This is a genomic window from Acidovorax sp. 107 (assembly GCF_003058055.1).
Lineage (GTDB): Bacteria > Pseudomonadota > Gammaproteobacteria > Burkholderiales > Burkholderiaceae_C > Acidovorax.
This window is the reverse complement of the sequence record NZ_QBTZ01000001.1, coordinates 4,895,434-4,915,000: the sequence shown is the minus strand read 5'-3', so window position 1 is coordinate 4,915,000 and position 19,567 is coordinate 4,895,434. Positions and strand designations below refer to the sequence as shown.

General features: G+C 60.1%; 20 protein-coding genes (1 of these 20 cut by a window edge). All 20 read right to left on the bottom strand.

Features of this window, described 5'->3' with window-relative positions; genetic code table 11:
* Nucleotides 1-295 carry the beginning of an adenylosuccinate synthase gene (locus C8C99_RS22855; RefSeq protein ID WP_056639740.1) on the bottom strand. Its footprint begins 1,082 nt before the window's first position, so the window shows 295 of its 1,377 coding nt (coding positions 1-295); the start codon lies at nucleotides 293-295; the stop codon falls past the left edge of the window.
* Nucleotides 296-322: 27 nt separating this feature from the next.
* Nucleotides 323-1,471, bottom strand: a complete 1,149-nt coding sequence (locus tag C8C99_RS22850; RefSeq protein WP_056639743.1) for an ATP phosphoribosyltransferase regulatory subunit — start codon at nucleotides 1,469-1,471, stop codon at nucleotides 323-325.
* A gap of 90 nt (nucleotides 1,472-1,561) precedes the next feature.
* The gene (locus tag C8C99_RS22845) at nucleotides 1,562-1,744 is read right to left on the bottom strand and encodes a DUF2065 family protein (protein ID WP_056639746.1); all 183 of its coding nucleotides are present in this window, start codon (nucleotides 1,742-1,744) and stop codon (nucleotides 1,562-1,564) included.
* 22 nt (nucleotides 1,745-1,766) lie between these two features.
* A complete protein-coding gene (hflC, locus tag C8C99_RS22840) occupies nucleotides 1,767-2,675 on the bottom strand; it encodes a protease modulator HflC (protein ID WP_056639749.1) in 909 nt (302 codons plus the stop codon).
* Between the two features lie 9 nt (nucleotides 2,676-2,684).
* Nucleotides 2,685-4,055: an FtsH protease activity modulator HflK gene (hflK, locus tag C8C99_RS22835; RefSeq protein ID WP_056639752.1), complete on the bottom strand. Its 1,371-nt coding sequence runs from the start codon at nucleotides 4,053-4,055 to the stop codon at nucleotides 2,685-2,687.
* Between the two features lie 53 nt (nucleotides 4,056-4,108).
* Nucleotides 4,109-5,284, bottom strand: a complete 1,176-nt coding sequence (gene hflX / locus C8C99_RS22830; protein WP_108627284.1) for a GTPase HflX — start codon at nucleotides 5,282-5,284, stop codon at nucleotides 4,109-4,111.
* Between the two features lie 63 nt (nucleotides 5,285-5,347).
* Nucleotides 5,348-5,602, bottom strand: a complete 255-nt coding sequence (gene hfq, locus C8C99_RS22825; RefSeq protein ID WP_056639755.1) for an RNA chaperone Hfq — start codon at nucleotides 5,600-5,602, stop codon at nucleotides 5,348-5,350.
* Between the two features lie 105 nt (nucleotides 5,603-5,707).
* Entirely contained in the window at nucleotides 5,708-7,051 is a 1,344-nt protein-coding gene (gene der, locus C8C99_RS22820) for a ribosome biogenesis GTPase Der (RefSeq protein ID WP_108626975.1), read from the bottom strand.
* 13 nt (nucleotides 7,052-7,064) lie between these two features.
* Nucleotides 7,065-8,228, bottom strand: a complete 1,164-nt coding sequence (bamB, locus tag C8C99_RS22815; protein WP_108626974.1) for an outer membrane protein assembly factor BamB — start codon at nucleotides 8,226-8,228, stop codon at nucleotides 7,065-7,067.
* 2 nt (nucleotides 8,229-8,230) lie between these two features.
* The gene (locus C8C99_RS22810) at nucleotides 8,231-8,917 is read right to left on the bottom strand and encodes a tetratricopeptide repeat protein (protein WP_108626973.1); all 687 of its coding nucleotides are present in this window, start codon (nucleotides 8,915-8,917) and stop codon (nucleotides 8,231-8,233) included.
* Between the two features lie 14 nt (nucleotides 8,918-8,931).
* Nucleotides 8,932-10,194: a histidine--tRNA ligase gene (hisS, locus tag C8C99_RS22805; protein ID WP_233247410.1), complete on the bottom strand. Its 1,263-nt coding sequence runs from the start codon at nucleotides 10,192-10,194 to the stop codon at nucleotides 8,932-8,934.
* A gap of 155 nt (nucleotides 10,195-10,349) precedes the next feature.
* Nucleotides 10,350-11,627, bottom strand: a complete 1,278-nt coding sequence (gene ispG / locus C8C99_RS22800) for a flavodoxin-dependent (E)-4-hydroxy-3-methylbut-2-enyl-diphosphate synthase (RefSeq protein ID WP_056639765.1) — start codon at nucleotides 11,625-11,627, stop codon at nucleotides 10,350-10,352.
* On the bottom strand, nucleotides 11,627-12,526 hold the full coding sequence (locus C8C99_RS22795) for a RodZ domain-containing protein (RefSeq protein WP_108626971.1): 900 nt from the start codon (nucleotides 12,524-12,526) through the stop codon (nucleotides 11,627-11,629). Before C8C99_RS22795 ends, ispG begins: the two co-directional genes overlap by 1 nt.
* A 16-nt stretch (nucleotides 12,527-12,542) precedes the next feature.
* Nucleotides 12,543-13,376 (bottom strand): type IV pilus biogenesis/stability protein PilW, encoded by an 834-nt coding sequence (pilW, locus tag C8C99_RS22790; protein WP_108626970.1) that lies wholly within the window; start codon nucleotides 13,374-13,376, stop codon nucleotides 12,543-12,545.
* A gap of 33 nt (nucleotides 13,377-13,409) precedes the next feature.
* Nucleotides 13,410-14,522, bottom strand: coding sequence for a 23S rRNA (adenine(2503)-C(2))-methyltransferase RlmN (gene rlmN, locus C8C99_RS22785; RefSeq protein WP_108626969.1), 1,113 nt, complete (start codon nucleotides 14,520-14,522; stop codon nucleotides 13,410-13,412).
* Nucleotides 14,523-14,612: 90 nt separating this feature from the next.
* Entirely contained in the window at nucleotides 14,613-15,038 is a 426-nt protein-coding gene (ndk, locus tag C8C99_RS22780; RefSeq protein ID WP_008905954.1) for a nucleoside-diphosphate kinase, read from the bottom strand.
* 89 nt (nucleotides 15,039-15,127) lie between these two features.
* Nucleotides 15,128-16,696: a pseudouridine synthase gene (locus C8C99_RS22775; protein WP_108626968.1), complete on the bottom strand. Its 1,569-nt coding sequence runs from the start codon at nucleotides 16,694-16,696 to the stop codon at nucleotides 15,128-15,130.
* Complete coding sequence (gene scpB / locus C8C99_RS22770) at nucleotides 16,696-17,439, bottom strand: SMC-Scp complex subunit ScpB (RefSeq protein WP_056639782.1); 744 nt, start codon at nucleotides 17,437-17,439, stop codon at nucleotides 16,696-16,698. Before scpB ends, C8C99_RS22775 begins: the two co-directional genes overlap by 1 nt.
* A gap of 147 nt (nucleotides 17,440-17,586) precedes the next feature.
* Nucleotides 17,587-18,630 carry an RluA family pseudouridine synthase gene (locus C8C99_RS22765; protein ID WP_108626967.1) on the bottom strand — a complete coding sequence of 348 codons (1,044 nt, stop codon included), beginning with the start codon at nucleotides 18,628-18,630 and terminating at the stop codon, nucleotides 17,587-17,589.
* Nucleotides 18,631-18,635: 5 nt separating this feature from the next.
* The gene (locus C8C99_RS22760) at nucleotides 18,636-19,562 is read right to left on the bottom strand and encodes a peptidoglycan DD-metalloendopeptidase family protein (RefSeq protein WP_056639786.1); all 927 of its coding nucleotides are present in this window, start codon (nucleotides 19,560-19,562) and stop codon (nucleotides 18,636-18,638) included.
* Nucleotides 19,563-19,567: the final 5 nt, after the last annotated feature.

Here is a 19,567-nt window from a genome sequence, read left to right as displayed (position 1 = left end):
GGACCTCGACGCCTGCTTTTTCCAAGCCCTCGATTTCTTCGAACAACTTGGCTGCAGAGAGAACCACGCCATTGCCGATGTAGCACTTGACCCCCGGACGCATGATGCCGCTCGGAATCAAATGCAGTGCCGTCTTCACACCATTGATCACCAGTGTGTGACCAGCGTTGTGCCCCCCTTGAAAGCGCACAACACCTTGAGCGCTTTCCGTCAGCCAATCGACCAACTTGCCTTTGCCTTCGTCGCCCCACTGGGTACCGACCACCACCACGTTGCGACCTTTGGTTGCTTTCATCTCAAACCCAATTCAAATGACAATTGCTCAAACAGCCTGCACGACCCAACGGCCCGCAACCTGAACCAGTTCACGATCACAGTGGAACTCGTCCACCTCACTCTCGTGCCCAGGCAACACACACACCACCGTCTCGCCGGCGGACCGGAGTTCCGTGATCGCCGCATTCACATCCGCAGCCTCACCCCAAGGCGCACGGATCGCCGCCTTCAGCGCACGTGGCGGCACCACGCCAACCACCTGTTTAATATCCAAACTGAATCCCGCTGCAGGGCGATTTCGACCAAATACCGCCCCCACCTCGTCGTACCGTCCTCCACGCACCAGGGCATCGCTGGCACCCGTCGCGTAGATCGCGAAACGCGCGCCGCTGTAGTAGGCATAGCCACGAAGATCGGCTAAATCGAAAGTGACAGAAGCCCCCTCGAGGCGCGAAGCCAACCATTTCAAATTTGATAGCACCTCAGGCATGCCTGATATGCGCTTGAGCGCCTTTTCTGCCTCTGCCAAAACAGAAGAATCCCCATACAACTGCACCAGGGCAAGAAGGCCCTGTCGGGACTCCTCAGGGAAACCCTGCGTCAGAGAAGACAGCTCACCCGAATCCTTGGCGGCCAAAGCGGAATGAATGCTGCGCAACAGTTGCGGACTTACACTCACGCCAGCGAGCAGATTGCGAACGATGCGAACGTCCGCCAGATCAATGGTGGTGTCGCGGACATTGGCGACCCGCAGACACTCCCTGGCTAACTGCAACGCTTCCAGATCAGCTTCTACCCCAGTATGCCCATAGATTTCAGCTCCAAACTGAAGCGGCTCGCGGGTAGCGTGCGGGCGATCAGGGCGTGTGTGCAACACCGGGCCACAGTAGCAAAGACGTGTCACACCTTTGCGATTGAGCAGATGCGCATCAATGCGAGCGACTTGCGGAGTGGTATCAGCCCGCAGTCCCATGGATCGACCGGAAAGCTGATCTACCAGCTTGAAGGTCTGCAGATCCAGCGCTTCACCGGTGCCGGTGAGGAGAGATTCCAGATGCTCCAGCAGCGGTGGCATCACCAGCTCATAACCGTAACAACGGGCTGTATCAAGCAGCCCGCGACGCAATTCTTCGATGTGCCGCGCTTCGGACGGCAAGACATCGGCAATGTGATCCGGAAGGACCCAAGCAGACATGGAGAAAAGGGGAGGCTGTTAAAACCGTGATTCTACCGGGACCGGGCGAGACTCCCCAAGGAATCTCCTGGTCGGGACGTGTGACAGCCGTCAGAAGCAAAGCATCAGAACGCCCGTTACAAGAGCTAGCAATGCGAAGAAGCGTATCTGACCATCCTGCAATTGCGCAATCTGCCCAATCACGCGTTTCCAGATTTGAGGGGAAAGGAAAGGCAGAAAACCTTCAATCACCAGCACTAAGGCAAAAGCCGTCCAGAGACTGTCCCACATCATTCCCCCTCGCCTCCGGCACTATCTACTTGCGAGGTGTTGCAGGTACCGACGCGGCAACCGGGCCACGAAAGACCTTGAAGAAATCAGAAGACGAGGGGTCTACCACCATCACATCGCTCTTCTTGTTGAAGCTGGCTTTGTAAGCTTCCAAGCTGCGATAGAACTGAGCAAATTGCGGATCCTTGCCAAAGGCTTCAGCATAGATACGAGCCGCTTCCGCATCACCTTCGCCCTTGAGCTTCTGAGCGTCCCGATAGGCGTTGGCAATCGCGATCTCACGCTGACGATCCGCATCTGCACGAATTTTTTCGCCTTCGGCCGCACCGGTGGAGCGCAATTCGTTAGCCACGCGTTTGCGCTCGGCTTCCATGCGCCGGTACACGGACTCGGTGATAGCTTCCACATAGTCCACACGGGTAATGCGGACATCCACCACGTCAACCCCCCAGGGCTTGGAACCGCGAACTGTCTCCAATACTTCGCGCTTGACATCAGCCATCAGCGCCTCCCGCTTCAGAGAGAGCAGCTCTTTCACCGTGCGCTTATTGATTTCTTCCTGGAAAGCATTGCGAACCACCCGATTGAGCTGCATGGCTCCAGCCGTCTCGTCCAGCCCCACGTTACGAATGTACTCGGTGGGTTCGGAAATACGCCAGCGCACATACCAATCAATCACGACGCGCTGCTTTTCCGCAGTCAACATGGGCTCAGCATCCGTGCTGTCCAAGGTCAACAAACGCTTGTCGATGTAGGTGACGTTCTGGAATGGCGGAGGAAGCTTGAAATTGAGGCCAGGCTCAGTGATGACCTCTTTGATTTGTCCCAGCGCATACAGCACTCCGAACTGCCGCTGGTCTACGACAAAAAGCATGGAGCTCATGAGCGCAAGCACCACCAAGAGGGTGGACGCAATAAAACCGACTCTGTTCACGAACTGCTCCTAACGGGATTCACGTTCACGGGTACGACCAGTGTCGCGCGCCCGAGGGTCATTCGAAAATGTGGGGGCAGGGGCCACAGGAGGAGTCGCTGAAGCCGGACTGCTCGTTGCAGGCGCATCCAGCGCTCCAGAACCGCTCGCAACGCCCTGCATGATTTTGTCGAGCGGCAGGTACAGCAAATTGGAACCTTGGCGCGACTCCACCAGCACCTTGGTCACGCTGCCGTAAATCTGCTGCATGGTGTCCAAATACATGCGATCGCGGGTCACCTGCGGAGCCTTTTGATATTCCGCCAGAATGAATCCAAAACGCTGCGCATCACCCTGCGCCTGCGCAACGATCTTTGCCTTGTACGCAGCCGCCTCTTCGTTCAGACGGGAGGCCGAGCCCACAGCACGCGGAATCACGTCGTTCGCATAAGCCTGGGCTTCGTTCTTCGCGCGCTCACGCTCTTGCCCCGCCTTGAGCACATCATCAAAGGAGGACTGCACCTGCTCCGGGGGGCGCACGCCACCCTGCTGCAAGTTGATGCCGACAACTTCGACGCCGACCTTGTAACGGTCCAAAATAGTTTGCATGAGTGCGCGAACGCGGGGCGCTATCTGATCACGCTCCTCCGCCAGCGCCGTGTCCATGCGCATCTTGCCAACCACCTCGCGCACTGCGGTTTCAGCAGCTTGCACCACCGCGTCCGAGGGGTTCTTGCTTTCAAACAGCCATGCCCTGGCATCGCTCAAGCGATACTGAACGGCGAACTTGATCTCTACGATGTTTTCATCTTCGGTCAGCATGGCCGACTCTCTCAAGCCCGTACTCTTGATGACCGTATCACGCCCCACATCGGCAGAACGAATCTGAGTCACGAAAACGAGCTCATGGCGCTCGATCGGGTAGGGCAAGCGCCAGTTGAAACCCGCGCCCACAGTGCTTTTGTACTTACCGAATTGCGTTATGACGGCCTGCTGTCCTTCTTGCACAATGAAGAATCCGGTACCCATCCAGATCACGAATGCAATGCCAGCGATCAAGCCAACACCGACACCCGCGCTTTTCATATCTGGCTGAAAACCGCCGCCTGCCCCTCCTCCAGGGCCACGGCCAGAACCATTCTTGATACCAAACATGCTCCCAAGCTTGCGATTGAGGTCGCGCCACAGCTCATCAAGGTCAGGCGGCTGCTGGCCATTGCTGGGCCGCTGATCCCCACCTCTCTGCCCTCCAGGGGGGGTTGAGGGTCGGTCTTCGGGGCGCGCGCTACCGTCCTCAGCCTTATCATCCCCGCGACCCCAGCGTGGATCGTTCAGATTGAACATGCCCCGAATACGGTCTGGCAGTGAAGCCCAGCGTAGGGTGCGAGTATGAAAATTCATGCGGAAAATCTCTGGTTCTCTGATGGCATCATTCGATCTTGCATTGTGCCCAATCAAGGCAGCGCATCCGGCAATTCAAGGGCGTCTGCTGGGGTCATATCCGAATGCCCGGCCAGCAGCCTGGCAGCCAGAGCACGACGCAACTCATCAAGACCTTCACCCGAACGAGCACTTACAAACAAGCGGGAGAGTAGCTGTCCTCCCACTTCGTATTGATCCACGAGCACGGCTGGGCGCCGTTCTTCTGATAACGCATCAAGCTTGTTGAACACCAGTATCTGTGGAATGTCCGATGCGCCAATCTCCTGCAAAACCCGCTCCACCTGCTCCATCTGCTCTGGGAAATCGGGGTTGGAAGCATCCACAACGTGGAGCAGGAGATCAGCATCCACCGCCTCTTGCAGCGTGGCCTGGAACGCATCCACCAGTCCGTGTGGCAGATCACGGATGAAACCCACCGTATCGGACAGAGATACAGACCGCGCCGCATCTGCCAAATACAACTGGCGTGTCGTGGTATCCAGCGTCGCAAAGAGCTGATCAGCGGCATATGCCCGCGCTTTCACCAAAGCATTGAAAAGCGTTGACTTACCGGCGTTGGTGTATCCAACGAGTGAAATATTGAACGTATCGCGTCTCTTGCGCTGGCGCCGCTGGGTGGACCGCTGACGTTTGACCTTGACCAGGCGCTCTCTTGTGCGCTTGATCGCGTCGCCAATCATGCGTCGATCCAGTTCGATCTGCTTTTCGCCAGGACCGCCACGGGCACCAATGCCGCCCGTTTGGCGTTCCAAGTGAGACCAACGTCGCACCAGCCGGGTACTCACATACTGCAGCTTGGCAAGTTCAACTTGAAGCTTGCCTTCGTGGCTGCGCGCACGCTGCGCAAAGATTTCCAGAATCAGCAAGGTACGGTCATTGACCGGGAGTTCAATGTGGCGCTCCAGGTTGCGCTGCTGAGCGGGACTGAGCGATTGATCGAACAATATCTCCACCGCACCATGCATCTGGGCCAACGTGCGAATCTCATCCGCCTTGCCGCTGCCAATGAACAGTGCCGCATCTGGCGCCTTGCGCTTGCACGTGATCCGGGCGACGGGCTGCATACCAGCCGTCTGGGCAAGTAGCCCCAGCTCTTCGAGTTCTGCATCGAAATGAGGAAGACCAAAATCGACACCTACCAGCAGTACCGGGGTGCTAGTGGCCGAGGATGACACAGCCGAACTCAAAGCCACCCACCCTCTTTCCTCTTCGCCTCGCTCCGACAGCGAGATTCGCCCCCAGGCAACAACTCAAAGGTTGCCGCTGTCCGCATCGGGGGTTTCTGACGTGGAGAAATTGACTGCACGACCGGGCACGATCGTAGAAATCGCGTGCTTGTAGACCATTTGTGTCACTGTATTGCGCAGCAACACCACATACTGGTCGAAAGATTCGATTTGCCCCTGCAGCTTGATCCCGTTGACCAAATAAATGGACACTGGAACATGCTCCCGACGCAATGCGTTGAGGAAGGGGTCTTGCAAAAGCTGGCCTTTGTTGCTCACGATATTCTCCGTGTTCAAGTGTTGTTGTAAACCAGCACCTTACCACAGCCGAGGCTGCACACCAGCCTCAGCATGCATGCCCCCCTGGCTTAACAGCCTTTATCATCAGGCTTCGTCTTTGTCCGCAAACGGATTGTGAGAGGTCTTCATCTCTATGCGCAAAGGAGTTCCCACCAGATCGAACTCCTTGCGGAAACGCCCCTCCAGAAATCGCTTGTAGGCATCGGTCACATGCTCCAGCGAATTGCCATGGATCACGATCACGGGCGGATTCATGCCACCCTGGTGCGCATACCGCATTTTGGGGCGGAACATACCCGCCCTCTTGGGGCTTTGAAACTGAACAGCTTCCAGCAGCAGACGCGTGAGAACGGGCGTGGACATCTTGCATGTAGCCGCCCGGTGGGCCTGTGCGATGGATGTCCACAATGGACCAAGCCCCTGGCGCTTTTTCGCGGAAATGAAATGCAAAGAGGCAAACTTCAGAAATGCAAGCCGTGTCTCGATGGAACGCTCCAGAAGCTGGCGCTGGTAGTCATCCACGGCATCCCACTTGTTCACCGCTAAAACCACCGCGCGCCCGCTCTCCAAGATATAGCCAGCGATATGCGCATCCTGGTCCGTCACACCCTGGGTGGCATCGAGCAATAGCAGCACCACATTGGCAGATTCGATAGCCTGGAGCGTTTTCACCACCGAAAATTTTTCAATGGCCTCGAAAACCTTGCCCTTGCGACGCAAACCCGCCGTGTCCACCAGTTCAAAGCGCTGACCATTGCGCTCAAAAGGCACGGTGATGGCATCACGGGTAGTGCCAGGCATGTCAAATGCCACCAGCCGCTCCTCGCCAAGCCACGTGTTGATCAGGGTGGATTTGCCTACGTTGGGCCGCCCCGCCACGGCAAGCTTGATGACGCCCTTGTCCAGTTGTGCGTCCAAGTCGTCAGGCTCGGGCAAATTCAGCGGCTCCAGAGCAATATCTACCAAGCTCCGAATACCCTGACCGTGCGCTGCGGAAACAGGATAAACCTCACCCAGCCCCAGTTCATAAAACTCAGCGAGCTGAACGCCCTGGAGCATGCCCTCCGCCTTGTTGGCGACCAGCACGCAGGGCTTTCCCAAACGGCGCAAATAATTGGCGATGTCATGGTCTTGCGCAGAGACTCCCGCACGCGCATCCACCACAAAAATCACCACATCCGCCTCAGCAACCGCCTGCTGGGTTTGCTTGGCCATCTCACGGTAGATGCCACTGGAGGCATCAGGCTCAAAGCCACCCGTATCGATGACGATGTACTCGTGCTTTCCTTGCTTGCCGTTACCGTAATGTCGGTCACGCGTGAGTCCTGCAAAATCGGCAACGATGGCGTCCCGCGACTTGGTCAGGCGATTGAAGAGCGTGGACTTGCCGACATTCGGACGCCCCACGAGGGCGATTACTGGCTTCATTGAATAAGACCGATCAATCTGGACGGAATCCGTAAATGCCGCCATTGCGGGTAACAACCACCAGCGTATCGGCGGCCACCACCGGAGCAGCTGCGATGGCAGACCCATCTGTCGCCAGGCGGTTCAGGGGTGAGCCATCGGTACGAGACAGCAAATGCACTAGGCCGGCATCGTCACCAACCACCACCGAGCGCCCCAAAAGCAGGGGCGCCGTGAGTTTGCGGTACTTGAGTCTGTCGATGCTCCACAGCCGTGAGCCATCGGCACGACGCCACGCGACAAGAGTTCCGTTGCTCTCTGCACCAAAAATAGCTTCTGCATCGCCGTGAACACCATCCGCTCCGCTGGCGGGTTGCGTCCAAACTGTCTGCCCCCTGGCGGTATTCACACACCCGACTGCGGCCTGAAAGGATCTCGCACACACCGTTTCTCCTGCACGGCTGGTGCGGCCCACCAACTCCACGAGGCGCTCCACGTCATTCGTGCCCCGCGCGCTGGCAATGGGAGCTTCCCAACGCACACTGCCATTATCGGGATTCAAACCGACCAAACGGCCCGACAAACCAACCACCAGGGTATCGCCCACTGCAAGCAAGACACCGGCCTGGCGCAATATCAAGGGCTCCCCGGGGCGTTGCTGTGCCCAGAGGCGACGACCTGTTGACGAGTCAAAGGCAGACACCGAGCGGTCCGCTGACAATACAAATACACGCCCCCCTGCAACGAGGGGTGGCGTGAACACTGGGGCCGCAAGTGTCTCACGCCAACGCTCTCGGCCCCCATCAATCAAGATCAGAGCATTGTTGCGCGACACCACCGCAGCGTACTTCCCATCACTGCCCACAGCTGCCGACAGAGGCTCGGCAAGAGATGCCCGCCAGATATCTCCGCCCGTGCGCGCATCCAGGGCAGCCACAGTCCCATCGGCCGAGGCAACGGTCACGACGCTCCCTGCAACGTGCGCCTCCAGGGGCAGCCCCACAACACTACCGACGCGCGCAGTCCAGGCTTGTCGCACACCCAGCACAGCCACATTGGCTCCGAGGTCGGCGGGTACCGGCTTGGACTTGTCAGCACTCCACAATGAACAACCAGCCAGCGAGGCAGCCGCGACCGCCAGCACCAGACCACGTGCGAGAAATTGGCGTCCAGACCGAGTGTTGAGAGGCAATGTCATGTTTATTTGGACTCCGCGGATGTTGCGGTGGCGGCAGCGGCCACCCCTTGCAGTGAGACACCCAGCGCATTCAGCTTGATTTCCACCAGACGGCGATATTCGACACTGTCTTCAAAACCCTTATATGCCTTGGTGTACTCGGCAATCGCGTCTTGGCGCTTTTCCTGAAGCACCAGGACGTCACCTTTCCGATCAGCGACAACAGAGGAAAACCCTGGCGCAAAGCTGCCAGACAGTTGCTTGAGCGCTTCGTCGTAATTCTTTTGATCCATCAGCACGCCAGCCAATCGCAACTTGGCCAAGGCCTTCAGGCCCTCGTCTGATGATTGCTCGGCCACCCAGGTAAGCGCCTCTTTGGCGCCATTGACATTGCCAGCACCCTGCATGGCCTTGGCAAGGGTCAAGCCCGCCTGCCCCGCTTGAACGGTCCCGGCATATTTGGATTTCAAATCGGCAAAAGCTTGTTCCATGCGGGCGTTGTCTGCAGATCGCGCAGCCACATCCACCGCATCGAACAACGCAGCCGCCTGCGTGGCCTGACGGGTTTGCCAGTACTGGTAACCGTTCCATGCAGCGGCCGCACCCGCCACGACGATGACCACCGAGCTGATCAGTGTTCCCCAGGTGTTCCAAAAATGCTTGAGCTGGTCTAGCTGCTCTTGTTCTTCAAGGTCGAGATGATTTGCCATGGAATGTGATTGGTTTAGCGGGTGGATTGTAGGGTGGCAGACCATTGGGCGACCGAGTCCAGAGGACGCTCGATTTGAGCCCCCGCTCCGTCACGCAAAGCTTTGACTGTCACCATGCCACGGGACAGCTCATCATCGCCAAATACCAGCGCGTACGGGGCAGCACTGGCATCAGCCTTCTTGAACTGCGACTTCATGCTGCCCATACCCTCCAGCGAGGGGGCCGCATGCATCTGGACGCAAACACCGTGCTGGCGCAATTGCTCGATGGTGGCCACGGCCCGAGGTAAAACCGCAGCGGAGGGAACAATGGCATAGACGTCAGGAGCCAACGAGGGAGGCGCGCTTTGCTGCTCCTTGAGCAACTCCAATACGCGCTCCACCCCCAATGCCCAACCCACCGCTGGTGCAGCCTTTCCGCCGATCTGTTCAATCAGGTAGTCGTAGCGGCCACCACCGCAGATGGTGCCTTGCGAGCCCAGTTGATCCGTCACAAACTCGAAGACAGTGAGGTTGTAGTAGTCCATACCGCGGACCAAACGGGGATTCACGGTCCACGCTACTCCGTTCGCATCCAGAATGGCCTTGACCGCTTCGAAGTGGGCCAGAGACTGCGGCCCCAGAAAGTCGATCAACCGAGGCGCAGCCTCAACCACCGACTGCATGGCCGGATTCTTGGTGTCGAGGATACGCAAAGGGTTGCTATGGAGACGCCGACGTGCCTCCTCATCAAGAGCGTCTGCGTGCTGTTCCAAATACGCTATCAGCGCAGCCCGGTGCGCCTGGCGCTCGTCTGGCTGACCCAAACTGTTGAGTTCGAGGCGCACGTTTTGCAGACCCAGATCACGCCAAAGAGCGGCGGCCAGAAGGATCAGCTCGGCATCTACCTCAGCGCCCGGAAAACCCAGGGCCTCCGCGCCAATCTGGTGAAACTGGCGATAGCGCCCGCGCTGGGGGCGCTCGTGGCGGAACATGGGGCCCATGTAGTAGAGCCGCTTTCCACCTTCGTACAGCATCGAGTGCTCAGCCACCGCGCGCACAACGCCCGCTGTCGCCTCGGGGCGAAGCGTCAGCTGTTCACCATTCAAGCGATCCTCGAAAGAGTACATCTCCTTTTCGACAATATCGGTGACCTCACCCAACCCACGCACAAACAACGGCGTGGGCTCCACAATAGGAGTACGGATATTGCGGTAGGCGTAACGCGACATCAGATCGCGAACCTTGGCCTCCAGCCACTCCCAGCGGGCAGATTCCGGAGGCAGGATGTCGTTCATGCCCTTCACCGCGACCAGTTTTTCTGGCTTGGACGAGGCAGTGCTTTTTTCGTTGCTCACAGCGCTTCTTTTCTATGTCTGGCAAAAATTGACAAAAGCTGCACCGACCACCTTCCTGAATTTCACCTCAAGGCAGGCCACGGCAGCGCTATCGGTCAAGCAGGTACCTTGGCGCCAAAACGCTTTTCGATGTACTGCTCGACGATGCGATGGAATTCATTGGCGATGTCATCACCACGGAGGGTCATTGCTTTTTCCCCGTCGATGAAGACCGGGGCAGCGGGGGCCTCACCCGTACCCGGCAGGCTGATTCCAATGTCCGCATGCTTGCTTTCACCGGGGCCATTGACGATGCAGCCCATGACTGCGACCCGCAACGTCTCAACGCCCGGATAACGCACACGCCATACCGGCATTTGCGCGCGCAAGAAATCATCGATCTGCTTGGCCAAGTCTTGAAAGGTGGTGCTGGTCGTGCGGCCGCACCCAGGGCACGCGGTGACGCTGGGCACAAAAACCCGCATGCCCAACGCCTGCAAAATTTCGGATGCCACGACCACCTCCTGGGTGCGAGCCTCGCCAGGCTGGGGCGTCAGCGACACACGAATCGTGTCGCCAATACCCTCTTGGAGCAGCACGGACAAGGCGGCTGCCGAGGCGACCGTTCCCTTCGTACCCATGCCTGCCTCCGTCAACCCCAGGTGCAAAGCGTAGTCACAGCGGCGTGCCAGTTCGCGGTACACGGAGATCAAATCCTGCACTCCACTGACCTTGCAGGACAGGATGATCTGGTTGCCATCCAAGCCCATGGCTTCTGCACGGCGCGCAGACTCAATGGCCGACGTGATGAGGGCCTCGTACATGACCTGACGCGCCTCCCAGGGAGTGCTGCGGCGGCTATTGGCATCCATCAGCTCAGCCAGGAGTTCCTGGTCGAGGCTGCCCCAGTTGACGCCGATGCGCACGGCCTTGTTCCAGCGCATGGCAGCCTCGATCATCTGGCCGAACTGCTTGTCGCGCTTGTCGCCCTTGCCCACATTGCCAGGGTTGATTCGGTACTTGGACAAGGCCTGGGCACAGTCGGGAAACTCGGTGAGCAGGCGGTGTCCGTTGTAATGAAAATCACCAACCAACGGAACACTTTCACCCATGCGGTCCAGCTGTTCGCGGATGTAAGGTACCGCCGCCGCCGCCTCGGGGGTATTGACCGTGATGCGGACAAACTCCGAACCCGCCTGGGCAAGCTCCTTCACCTGGATCGCCGTCCCGATGGCGTCGACTGTGTCGGTATTGGTCATGGACTGCACCCGCACAGGGGCGTCACCGCCTACGGTCACAACACGCGACCCCCAGGCGATCTTTGCCTGACGCGAACGCCGAGGCAACGGCGATGCAATCGCCACTGGTCCAAAATCAAGCGGGGAGTTTTCCACTATTTCACCTCGAAACGCGCCACGTTTTCACGAGCGACCGCCGTCAGATCAAACGGCTTTCCACGAACAATCACCTCGGTAGCATCCGCGCGACCGACTATCACCGCGAGTGGAGTGGGCGCCGACACCGACACCGACTCTCCCGCCGCCAGGTTGCGTTGCAATGCCAGTGCGCCATTGGCGTCTCGAACCTGCACCCAGGATGAAGCGCGTGCGCGCAACACCAACGCGCCGGTCGAAGCCTCAGCGCCCACATCCGCCGGAACTGCCATGCCAGGCGTTGCGTTGCTTGCAGCGGCAGCAGGCGCAGGATTGGACGCTGCAGCAGCAGGCGCCGGAGCCGCCGCGACCGCAGCGGACGGAACAGCAGCCACCGCCTCAGCAGGGCTCTGTGGAGCCGAGGGCTCCATCGCGGGTGTTGGCTCGGCAGGACCAGAAGGCAAGGCGTCAGGCACGGCACCGGGCGTCGAAATAGCGACATCCACCGGCGTGGAATGCCGTGGAAAAAGGAACAAAACCAGGGCACCGACCAACAGTGCTAGAACCACCAGCACCACAGGACGCGAGGTAGACCCTGCCCCACCGAACGAAGACGATGAAGAAGCAGACGATTTGCCCGCACTCCCCTTCACAGGCGCGTTGATACCAGCACTGTCCACGGACAAGCGAGGGCTCTGGCTTTGCGGCAACAAAGACAAAATAGGCGCAGGGTCCACCTTGAGGGTTCGGCACACGCTCGACGCGAGCGCTCGGACAAATACGGTGTCTGGCAGCACCGTGTAGTTGTCCGCCTCCAGGGCCTCCAATTTGCTGACGGGTACTTTCAGTGCAACAGCCAGAGCCGCGATGTGCATGCCTGCCGCCTGCCGAGCCTCTTTGAGCAACCCGCCCGCTGTCATTCCACTCTCTGCCACCTCACTCATTGAAAGCCCCGCGTTCGTATGCACCCAGCTCCCGGGAGTCCGGGAAGCGCTTGCGCAACTGGGCAGCCAGTTGTCTCATTGCCACGGTGTCGCCCAAAGCGCGCTCCACCTTGATGCCCAGCCACAGCGATTCGGAATTGGCGAAATCACTGTTGTTGAGTCGTCGAATGTAAAACTGCGCGCGCGACAACTCGTTGCGCCGCAACAGAAGAGCTGCGAGGTGGTAACCCACTACCGGATTCGCAGCATCAAATTCATAGGCCTTCAGGAACGACTGCTCCGCTTCAGGGAACTGTCCGGCCCCCGACTGGCACAGGCCCCGGGCCATCCATGTTTTGCCTCGGGCGGTATACGCGGGATTGGCAATGGCACGCACAAAATACGGGTCGGCCTCCACGTACTTTTGCTGCTGGCACATCAGCCAGCCGTAGTTGTGCAGTACGTTGGAGTCGTTCGCCCGCAACGAAAGGGCGCGGCGGAAACTGTCTTCCGCCTGCGCATAGTCACTCAGGCGCATGAAAATCAGGCCACGCAGATTGAACGCGTCGGCATAGGAAGGGTCCGCAGCCAGCGACTGCTTGACCTCGTCCAGAGCAACCGCCGTCTGTCCCAATTCGAAATAGTTGGAGGCCAGTTCCAGCCGAATGCGTGCGCGGCGCCGCGACTCGGGCTCATCGGACGGCGTCACCAGACCTGCATCGGCGTCACTGACGGCAGACGAGGTGTTTGTCGCACACCCCTGAAGCCCCCATACGCAAACCACCGCACTGCATGCCGCGAGTGTCCAGCGGCCAAAATGCTGCCAGCGTCCAACCAATCCCGCCATGTAGAGCCTCCTTGAAGTTTGCCGACTGCCTGATCAAGTCACCGGTTTGAGCACGATTGTGCGCTGCTTTGCCATGCGCTCAGCAGCCCTGGTGCGGTCTTTGACGTCTCCCGCCAACTGACCACATGCGGCATCGATGTCATCACCGCGCGTCTTGCGCACCGTGGTAACGATGCCCGCATCGCTCAAGACCTTGGCAAAAGCCAGCACCTGATTCTGCGGCGACCGCAACAGCCCCGACGCAGGAAAAGGATTAAAAGGAATCAGGTTGAATTTGCAGCGAATGCCACTGCGCTTCACCAAATCGATCAACTGACGGGCATGATCCATTTGGTCATTGACACCGTCGAGCATGCAATATTCGAAAGTGATGAAATCTCGGGGCGCGTGCTCCAGGTAGCGGTTGCAAGCATCCAGCAACTCATGAATCGGGTACTTGCGATTCAACGGCACCAGGTTGTCCCGCAAGGGGTCATTAGGCGCATGCAGAGAGACAGCCAATGCCACGGCGCAGTCTTGCGAAAGACGGTCCATCATGGGCACCACACCCGAGGTCGATACCGTCACACGGCGCCGCGACAGGCCATAACCGTGATCGTCCAGCATGACCCGCAACGCAGGCACCAGTGCCGAATAATTCTGCAGCGGCTCACCCATGCCCATCATGACCACGTTCGAGATCACGCGGTCTTCTGTCTGCAGGCGTTTACGCAGGGAATGCTCGGCAAACCACAGTTGGGCAACAATTTCGCCCGTGGTCAGATTGCGGCTGAAGCCCTGATGGCCTGTGGAACAAAAACGGCAGCCTACCGCACAGCCCGCCTGCGATGACACACAGAGGGTTCCGCGGTCATCCTCAGGGATGAACACTGCCTCCACGGCATTGCCATCACCCACATCAAACAGCCACTTCACCGTGCCGTCTGCAGAGACATGCTCGGAGATGACGGGCAAAGCCTCCACCCGCGCGCACCCCTTGAGTTTGTCGCGCAAGGCTTTGGCCAGATCGCTCATGGCATCAAACTCACTGGCACCGCGCTGGTGGATCCAGCGAAACAACTGGGTAGCGCGAAACCGCTTCTCCCCCAGCCGCTCACAGAACTCAGCCAAGCCGTCGAGGTCAAACTCCAGCAGGTTCGTGCTCATGGTGCCGAGCTCTCCATGGAGCGGGCACAACTAGCCCCATGACGCAGACTCCCCGCAATGACGGGAACAGGCATGGGGAGCATCAGCATCTCAGCGCGAGTAGATGTTCAGGCCAGGGAAGAAGAAAGCCACTTCTGCCTGGGCTGTTTCAGCGGCGTCGGAGCCATGCACAGCGTTGGCGTCGATGCTGTCAGCGAAGTCAGCGCGGATCGTGCCGGCTTCGGCCTTCTTGGGGTCCGTAGCACCCATGAGTTCGCGGTTCTTCAGGATGGCGTTTTCGCCTTCCAGGGCCTGAATCATCACAGGACCGGAAATCATGAAGTCCACCAGGTCCTTGAAGAAAGGACGCTCTTTGTGCACTGCGTAGAACTGTTCGGCTTCCAGGCGGGACAGGTGAGCCATGCGGGCTGCCACAACCTTGAGGCCAGCGGCTTCAAAGCGTGCGTAGATCTGACCGATGACGTTCTTGGCCACTGCGTCGGGCTTGATGATGGAGAGAGTGCGTTCGATTGCCATGTTGATTTCCTGAATGGTTGTTGCTGTGATTCGTTTGTCCATCGGACAAAGCCCTCGATTCTAACCGGGGAGTGTGACGGAAGTAGCGCTCAGCGCCCACCACCTCCACGCCGGGGACCACCGCCACCGGGGCGGCGTTTGTCCTGACGGTGGCGAGAGAGACTGTCCATGCCGATGTAACCCACGGAAGTTTTCATCGGATCGGGCTGCGCCGCACCTCCCCGCTGGCGATCACCACCAGCAGCGCTGTTGTTGCCACGGGCAGCGCTCTGGCCTCCATCGCGGCGCGGCTTCTGCCCACGGGGTCCGCCTGGGACCGGCGGTTGCGACATATCGCGGCGCGCGCCATCACCCCGTGGGCCACCACGACCACGGTTGCGAGGCTTGCCGCTACGCCCGCCAGCGTCGCCCCCTTCGGAGCGTCCCTCAACGGGCGCCGGGCGCCCGGCGCCTGCAGCCTGAACCAGGGCACGGATATCGCTCTCGTCCAGCTCCAGCCAGGCTCCGCGCTTCAGACCACGCGGCAATACCATCGCGCCGTAACGGATGCGGATCAGGCGGCTGACGGCATGGCCCACGGATTCGAGCATGCGGCGCACTTCGCGATTGCGCCCTTCGGAGATGGTCACCCGGTACCAGCAGTTGGAACCCTCTCCACCGCCATCTTCGATGGAGCCGAACGATGCCATACCGTCATCCAGGCGCACACCGTCCAGCAGCTTTTGCTTTTCCTCGTTGCTGAGAGCGCCCAGCACGCGCACGGCATACTCGCGCTCCAAGCCGAAGCGGGGATGCATCAGTTTGTTGGCCAACTCGCCCGAGCTGGTGAACAACAGCAGACCTTCAGTGTTCAGATCCAGGCGTCCTACGGACTGCCACTTGCCCTGCATAAGCCGGGGCAGCTTGCGAAAGACGGTGGGGCGGTTTTGCGGATCGTCATGGGTAACGACCTCACCGACGGGCTTGTGATAGGCAATCACGCGCGCTGGGGGTGGATCAATGCGGTAGCGGATCGGCTTGCCATTGACCTTGACCTGATCGCCAAATTGAATACGCTGGCCGATGTGAGCGGGCTCGTTATTGACCGAGATGCGCCCCTCCAGAATCAACTGCTCCATTTCCAGACGCGACCCCAGGCCGGCCTGGGCCAGCACTTTGTGCAATTTAGGAGTCTCGACCTGTGGCAGCAGCACCCGCTTGGGCGGCACCGCGTCTGTAGAGGCGTCCTCTTCGTCGAATCGACCCGACACCACGTCTTCGAACTGGTAGCCCTCTACCACGGCCGCAGCTTTGCGCTTGTCACGCCCAGCCCCCTCAGGGTGTGGAGAACGTCGGCGAACTTCGTCGCGGAGGCTGCGCTCTTGCGACAAGGGGCCGCCTTCGCCTTCTGCCGCAGAGACCAGAGCAGTCGACCCAATTTCCACGACCGCTGCCCGCACCTCCTGCGCTGGCGCTTCGGCCACGGGCGCGTCAGACGCAGGGCCTGAAATGGCAACAGGTTCCACAGCCGCGGCTTCGAGCCCGGCCGCCTCAACGGCGCCTGGGGCCGCTTTCTTGCGCGGGGCGCGCTTCGCTGCCGGTTTTTTGGCCGCAGGCACCGCGTCAGCAGCATTCAACCCAGGCAGTTCAGCCGGATTTTCGGGGGTCGAGTCGTTCATCAAGTATTTCCCTGGATGCCACCTGGGGCATCACCATGGTCGACGCGGAGATCAGTCTCCACATTCTCAAAAAAATCATCTACGGGCTGCACACTGCCCTCACCAGAGATAGCCCCCAGAGGCTCCTGCGCGCTGCTGGCTTCCTGCGGCAACACCGCCAGCAGATCGGGCTCGGACTCCAAGGCTCCTTGAGCGGCTGCGGCCATGGCTTCCAGCACATTCACGCTGCCCGTTGGGTCGTCGAGCACCGGCAGTTGGTCCAGCGACTGCAAGCCCATATCATCCAGAAACTGGCGGGTGGTAGCAAACAGCGCCGGGCGCCCCACCGTTTCACGATGGCCAATGACTTCCACCCAACCCCGGTCCTCCAACTGCTTGATGATCAAGCTGTTGACCGTCACGCCGCGAATGTCCTCGATATCGCCGCGCGTGACGGGTTGCCGGTAGGCAATGATGGCCAAGGTCTCCATCGTGGCACGGGTGTATCGTGGCGGCTTTTCAGGGTGCAGACGGTCCAGGTACTCCCGCATTTCGGGACGACTCTGGAACCGCCACCCGGTCGCCACCTGCACCAGCTCTACCCCGCGCTGTGCCCAGTCAAGCTGCAGCTCCTGCAGCAGCACTTTGAGCGTGTCGGACCCCAGCGCATCGTTGAATAACACACGCAACTCGCGCACAGGCACGGGCTGCTGCGCGCAGATCAACGCAGTTTCGAGGACCCTTTTGGCATCCACCGTGTTCATGGTTCAGCGATTCCTGGAAAAGTGCCACGCGTTGCAACGGGTGTCACATCAACAGCAGGGGCAATCATTGGGGCGCCGCGCAATGGCGCTGGAGCGTTGGTAGAGCCTGGCGGGATTCCGGCAGCAGGCTAGGGCCGGCGAAACCGGTCAGGGCGCATTGTAGCCCAGGCCCCATTCTGACAGTGCCTCGCGCATATCGGCTGGCACAGGGGCGCGAAACTCCAGGGCCACACCCGACACGGGATGCGCAAAAGCCAACCGGTAGGCATGCAGGGCTTGGCGTTGCAAGGCCCCGACTGGCGCACCACCGTACAGGGCATCACCCACCAGCGGGTGGCGCAACGAGGCCATGTGCACACGGATCTGGTGTGTGCGCCCCGTGTGCAAGGTGCATTGCACCCAGCACCCCTGCTCGGCCCGCTCAAGACAAACGAAATCGGTGCGGGCGGTTTTGCCCGGGTGCACCGCCAGGTCCACCACCGCCATGCGCAGGCGGTTTCGTGGGTCACGCCCGATGGGAGCATCCACCGAGCGGGTCGGTGCCCCGGCCCAGGCACCATGCGCCATGGCCACGTACTGGCGTTTGACCTTGCGCTCGGCAATCAGGGACACCAAAGCGTCCATGGCCGCACGGTCCCGGGCGACCACCATGAGGCCACTGGTGTCCTTGTCCAGACGGTGGACGATGCCCGCCCGAGGCACCAGAAGTGCCTTGTTGTCGCGGGCCAGCAGGCCGTTGAGCAGGGTGCCGCCCCAGTTGCCTGGCGCAGGATGTACGACCAAGCCTGCGGGCTTGTTCACCACCAGCAAGTGCTCGTCTTCGTACACCACATCGATAGCCATCGGCTCGGGCCGGAAGGCCTGGCTTTGGAGCGTGGGCCGCATTTCAAGCACCACTTGGTCGCCGGCCTTGACCCGCGCGGCTGCCTTGAGAGCCGGCCTGCCATTCAGGCTGACCAGCCCCTGGGCCAACAGTTGCTGCAGATAGCTGCGCGAGAACTCCGGAACCAGATCCACCAGCGCGCGGTCCAGCCGCTCGGCGTGCTGGGCTGGGCTTATCTGCAGCGAACGCAGTTCGCTCTCTGCCTCCGCCAGCGCCTCCGACTCCTCAGCCAGCAGGAGGGACTCCCCCTCCAACCCCGCACCACTCAAGGGTATATCGGGACCACCGCCCGGCGAGTGATCCGCCATGGGACTCAACGCGATGGCAGGTAGCGCGTAGGATCAACCGGCTTGCCCTGCCGGCGAATTTCAAAGTGCAGCTTGACGCGGTCTGCGTCGGTGTTGCCCATCTCGGCAATCTTCTGCCCCTTGCGCACGGCCTGGTCTTCCTTGACCAACAACGACTGGTTGTGCGCGTAAGCCGTCAGGAATGTGTTGTTGTGCTTGAGGATGACCAGGTTGCCATAGCCGCGCAGGCCTGCTCCGGCATACACCACGCGGCCATCGGCTGCTGCCAGCACCGGGTCGCCGGCCTTGCCGGAGATATCAAAACCCTTGTTGCGCGCTTCATCAAAACCCGCGATCAGCGAACCCGACGCGGGCCAGATGAACGCCAGATCATCCTCGCCCGCTGGGGCTGCCGCAGGCGCAGGGGATGCTGGGGCCACCGCCACCACCGTGCCCGACGCGGCAGGAGCTGCTGGCTTGGCGCCGCTGGCCGCAGATGCAGGAGCGGCAGCAGGTGCACTGGCAGGAGCAACGGAGGACGACGTGACCGGGCGCGTCACCACGCCACTTTCAGAGGCCACCGCTGCCGGTGCTGCTGACGGAGGAAGCACGCGCAGCACCTGACCGACTTCGATCAGGTTGGCGTTCTCCAGATTGTTCCAACGGGCGATGTCTTTCCAGCTTTGCCCCGACTCCAGGCCAATGCGAATCAGGGTATCCCCAGGCTTGACCGTGTAGTAGCCCGGCTTGCCGGCGTTTTCTGCGCCAGGCAGGGGCTTGATGGGGGTACCCACCACCACGCCCGGCTGTGTTGCGGGCGCCGGAGCCGAGGACGACGAAGAGGTGCCCCGATCTTCCACAGGAGCCTTGTTCATGCGGGTGCCACAGCCGGAGAGCACCAGCCCCGCCATTGCCACGGTAAAACCCACCACAAGACCACGCGATACGAACATAAGCA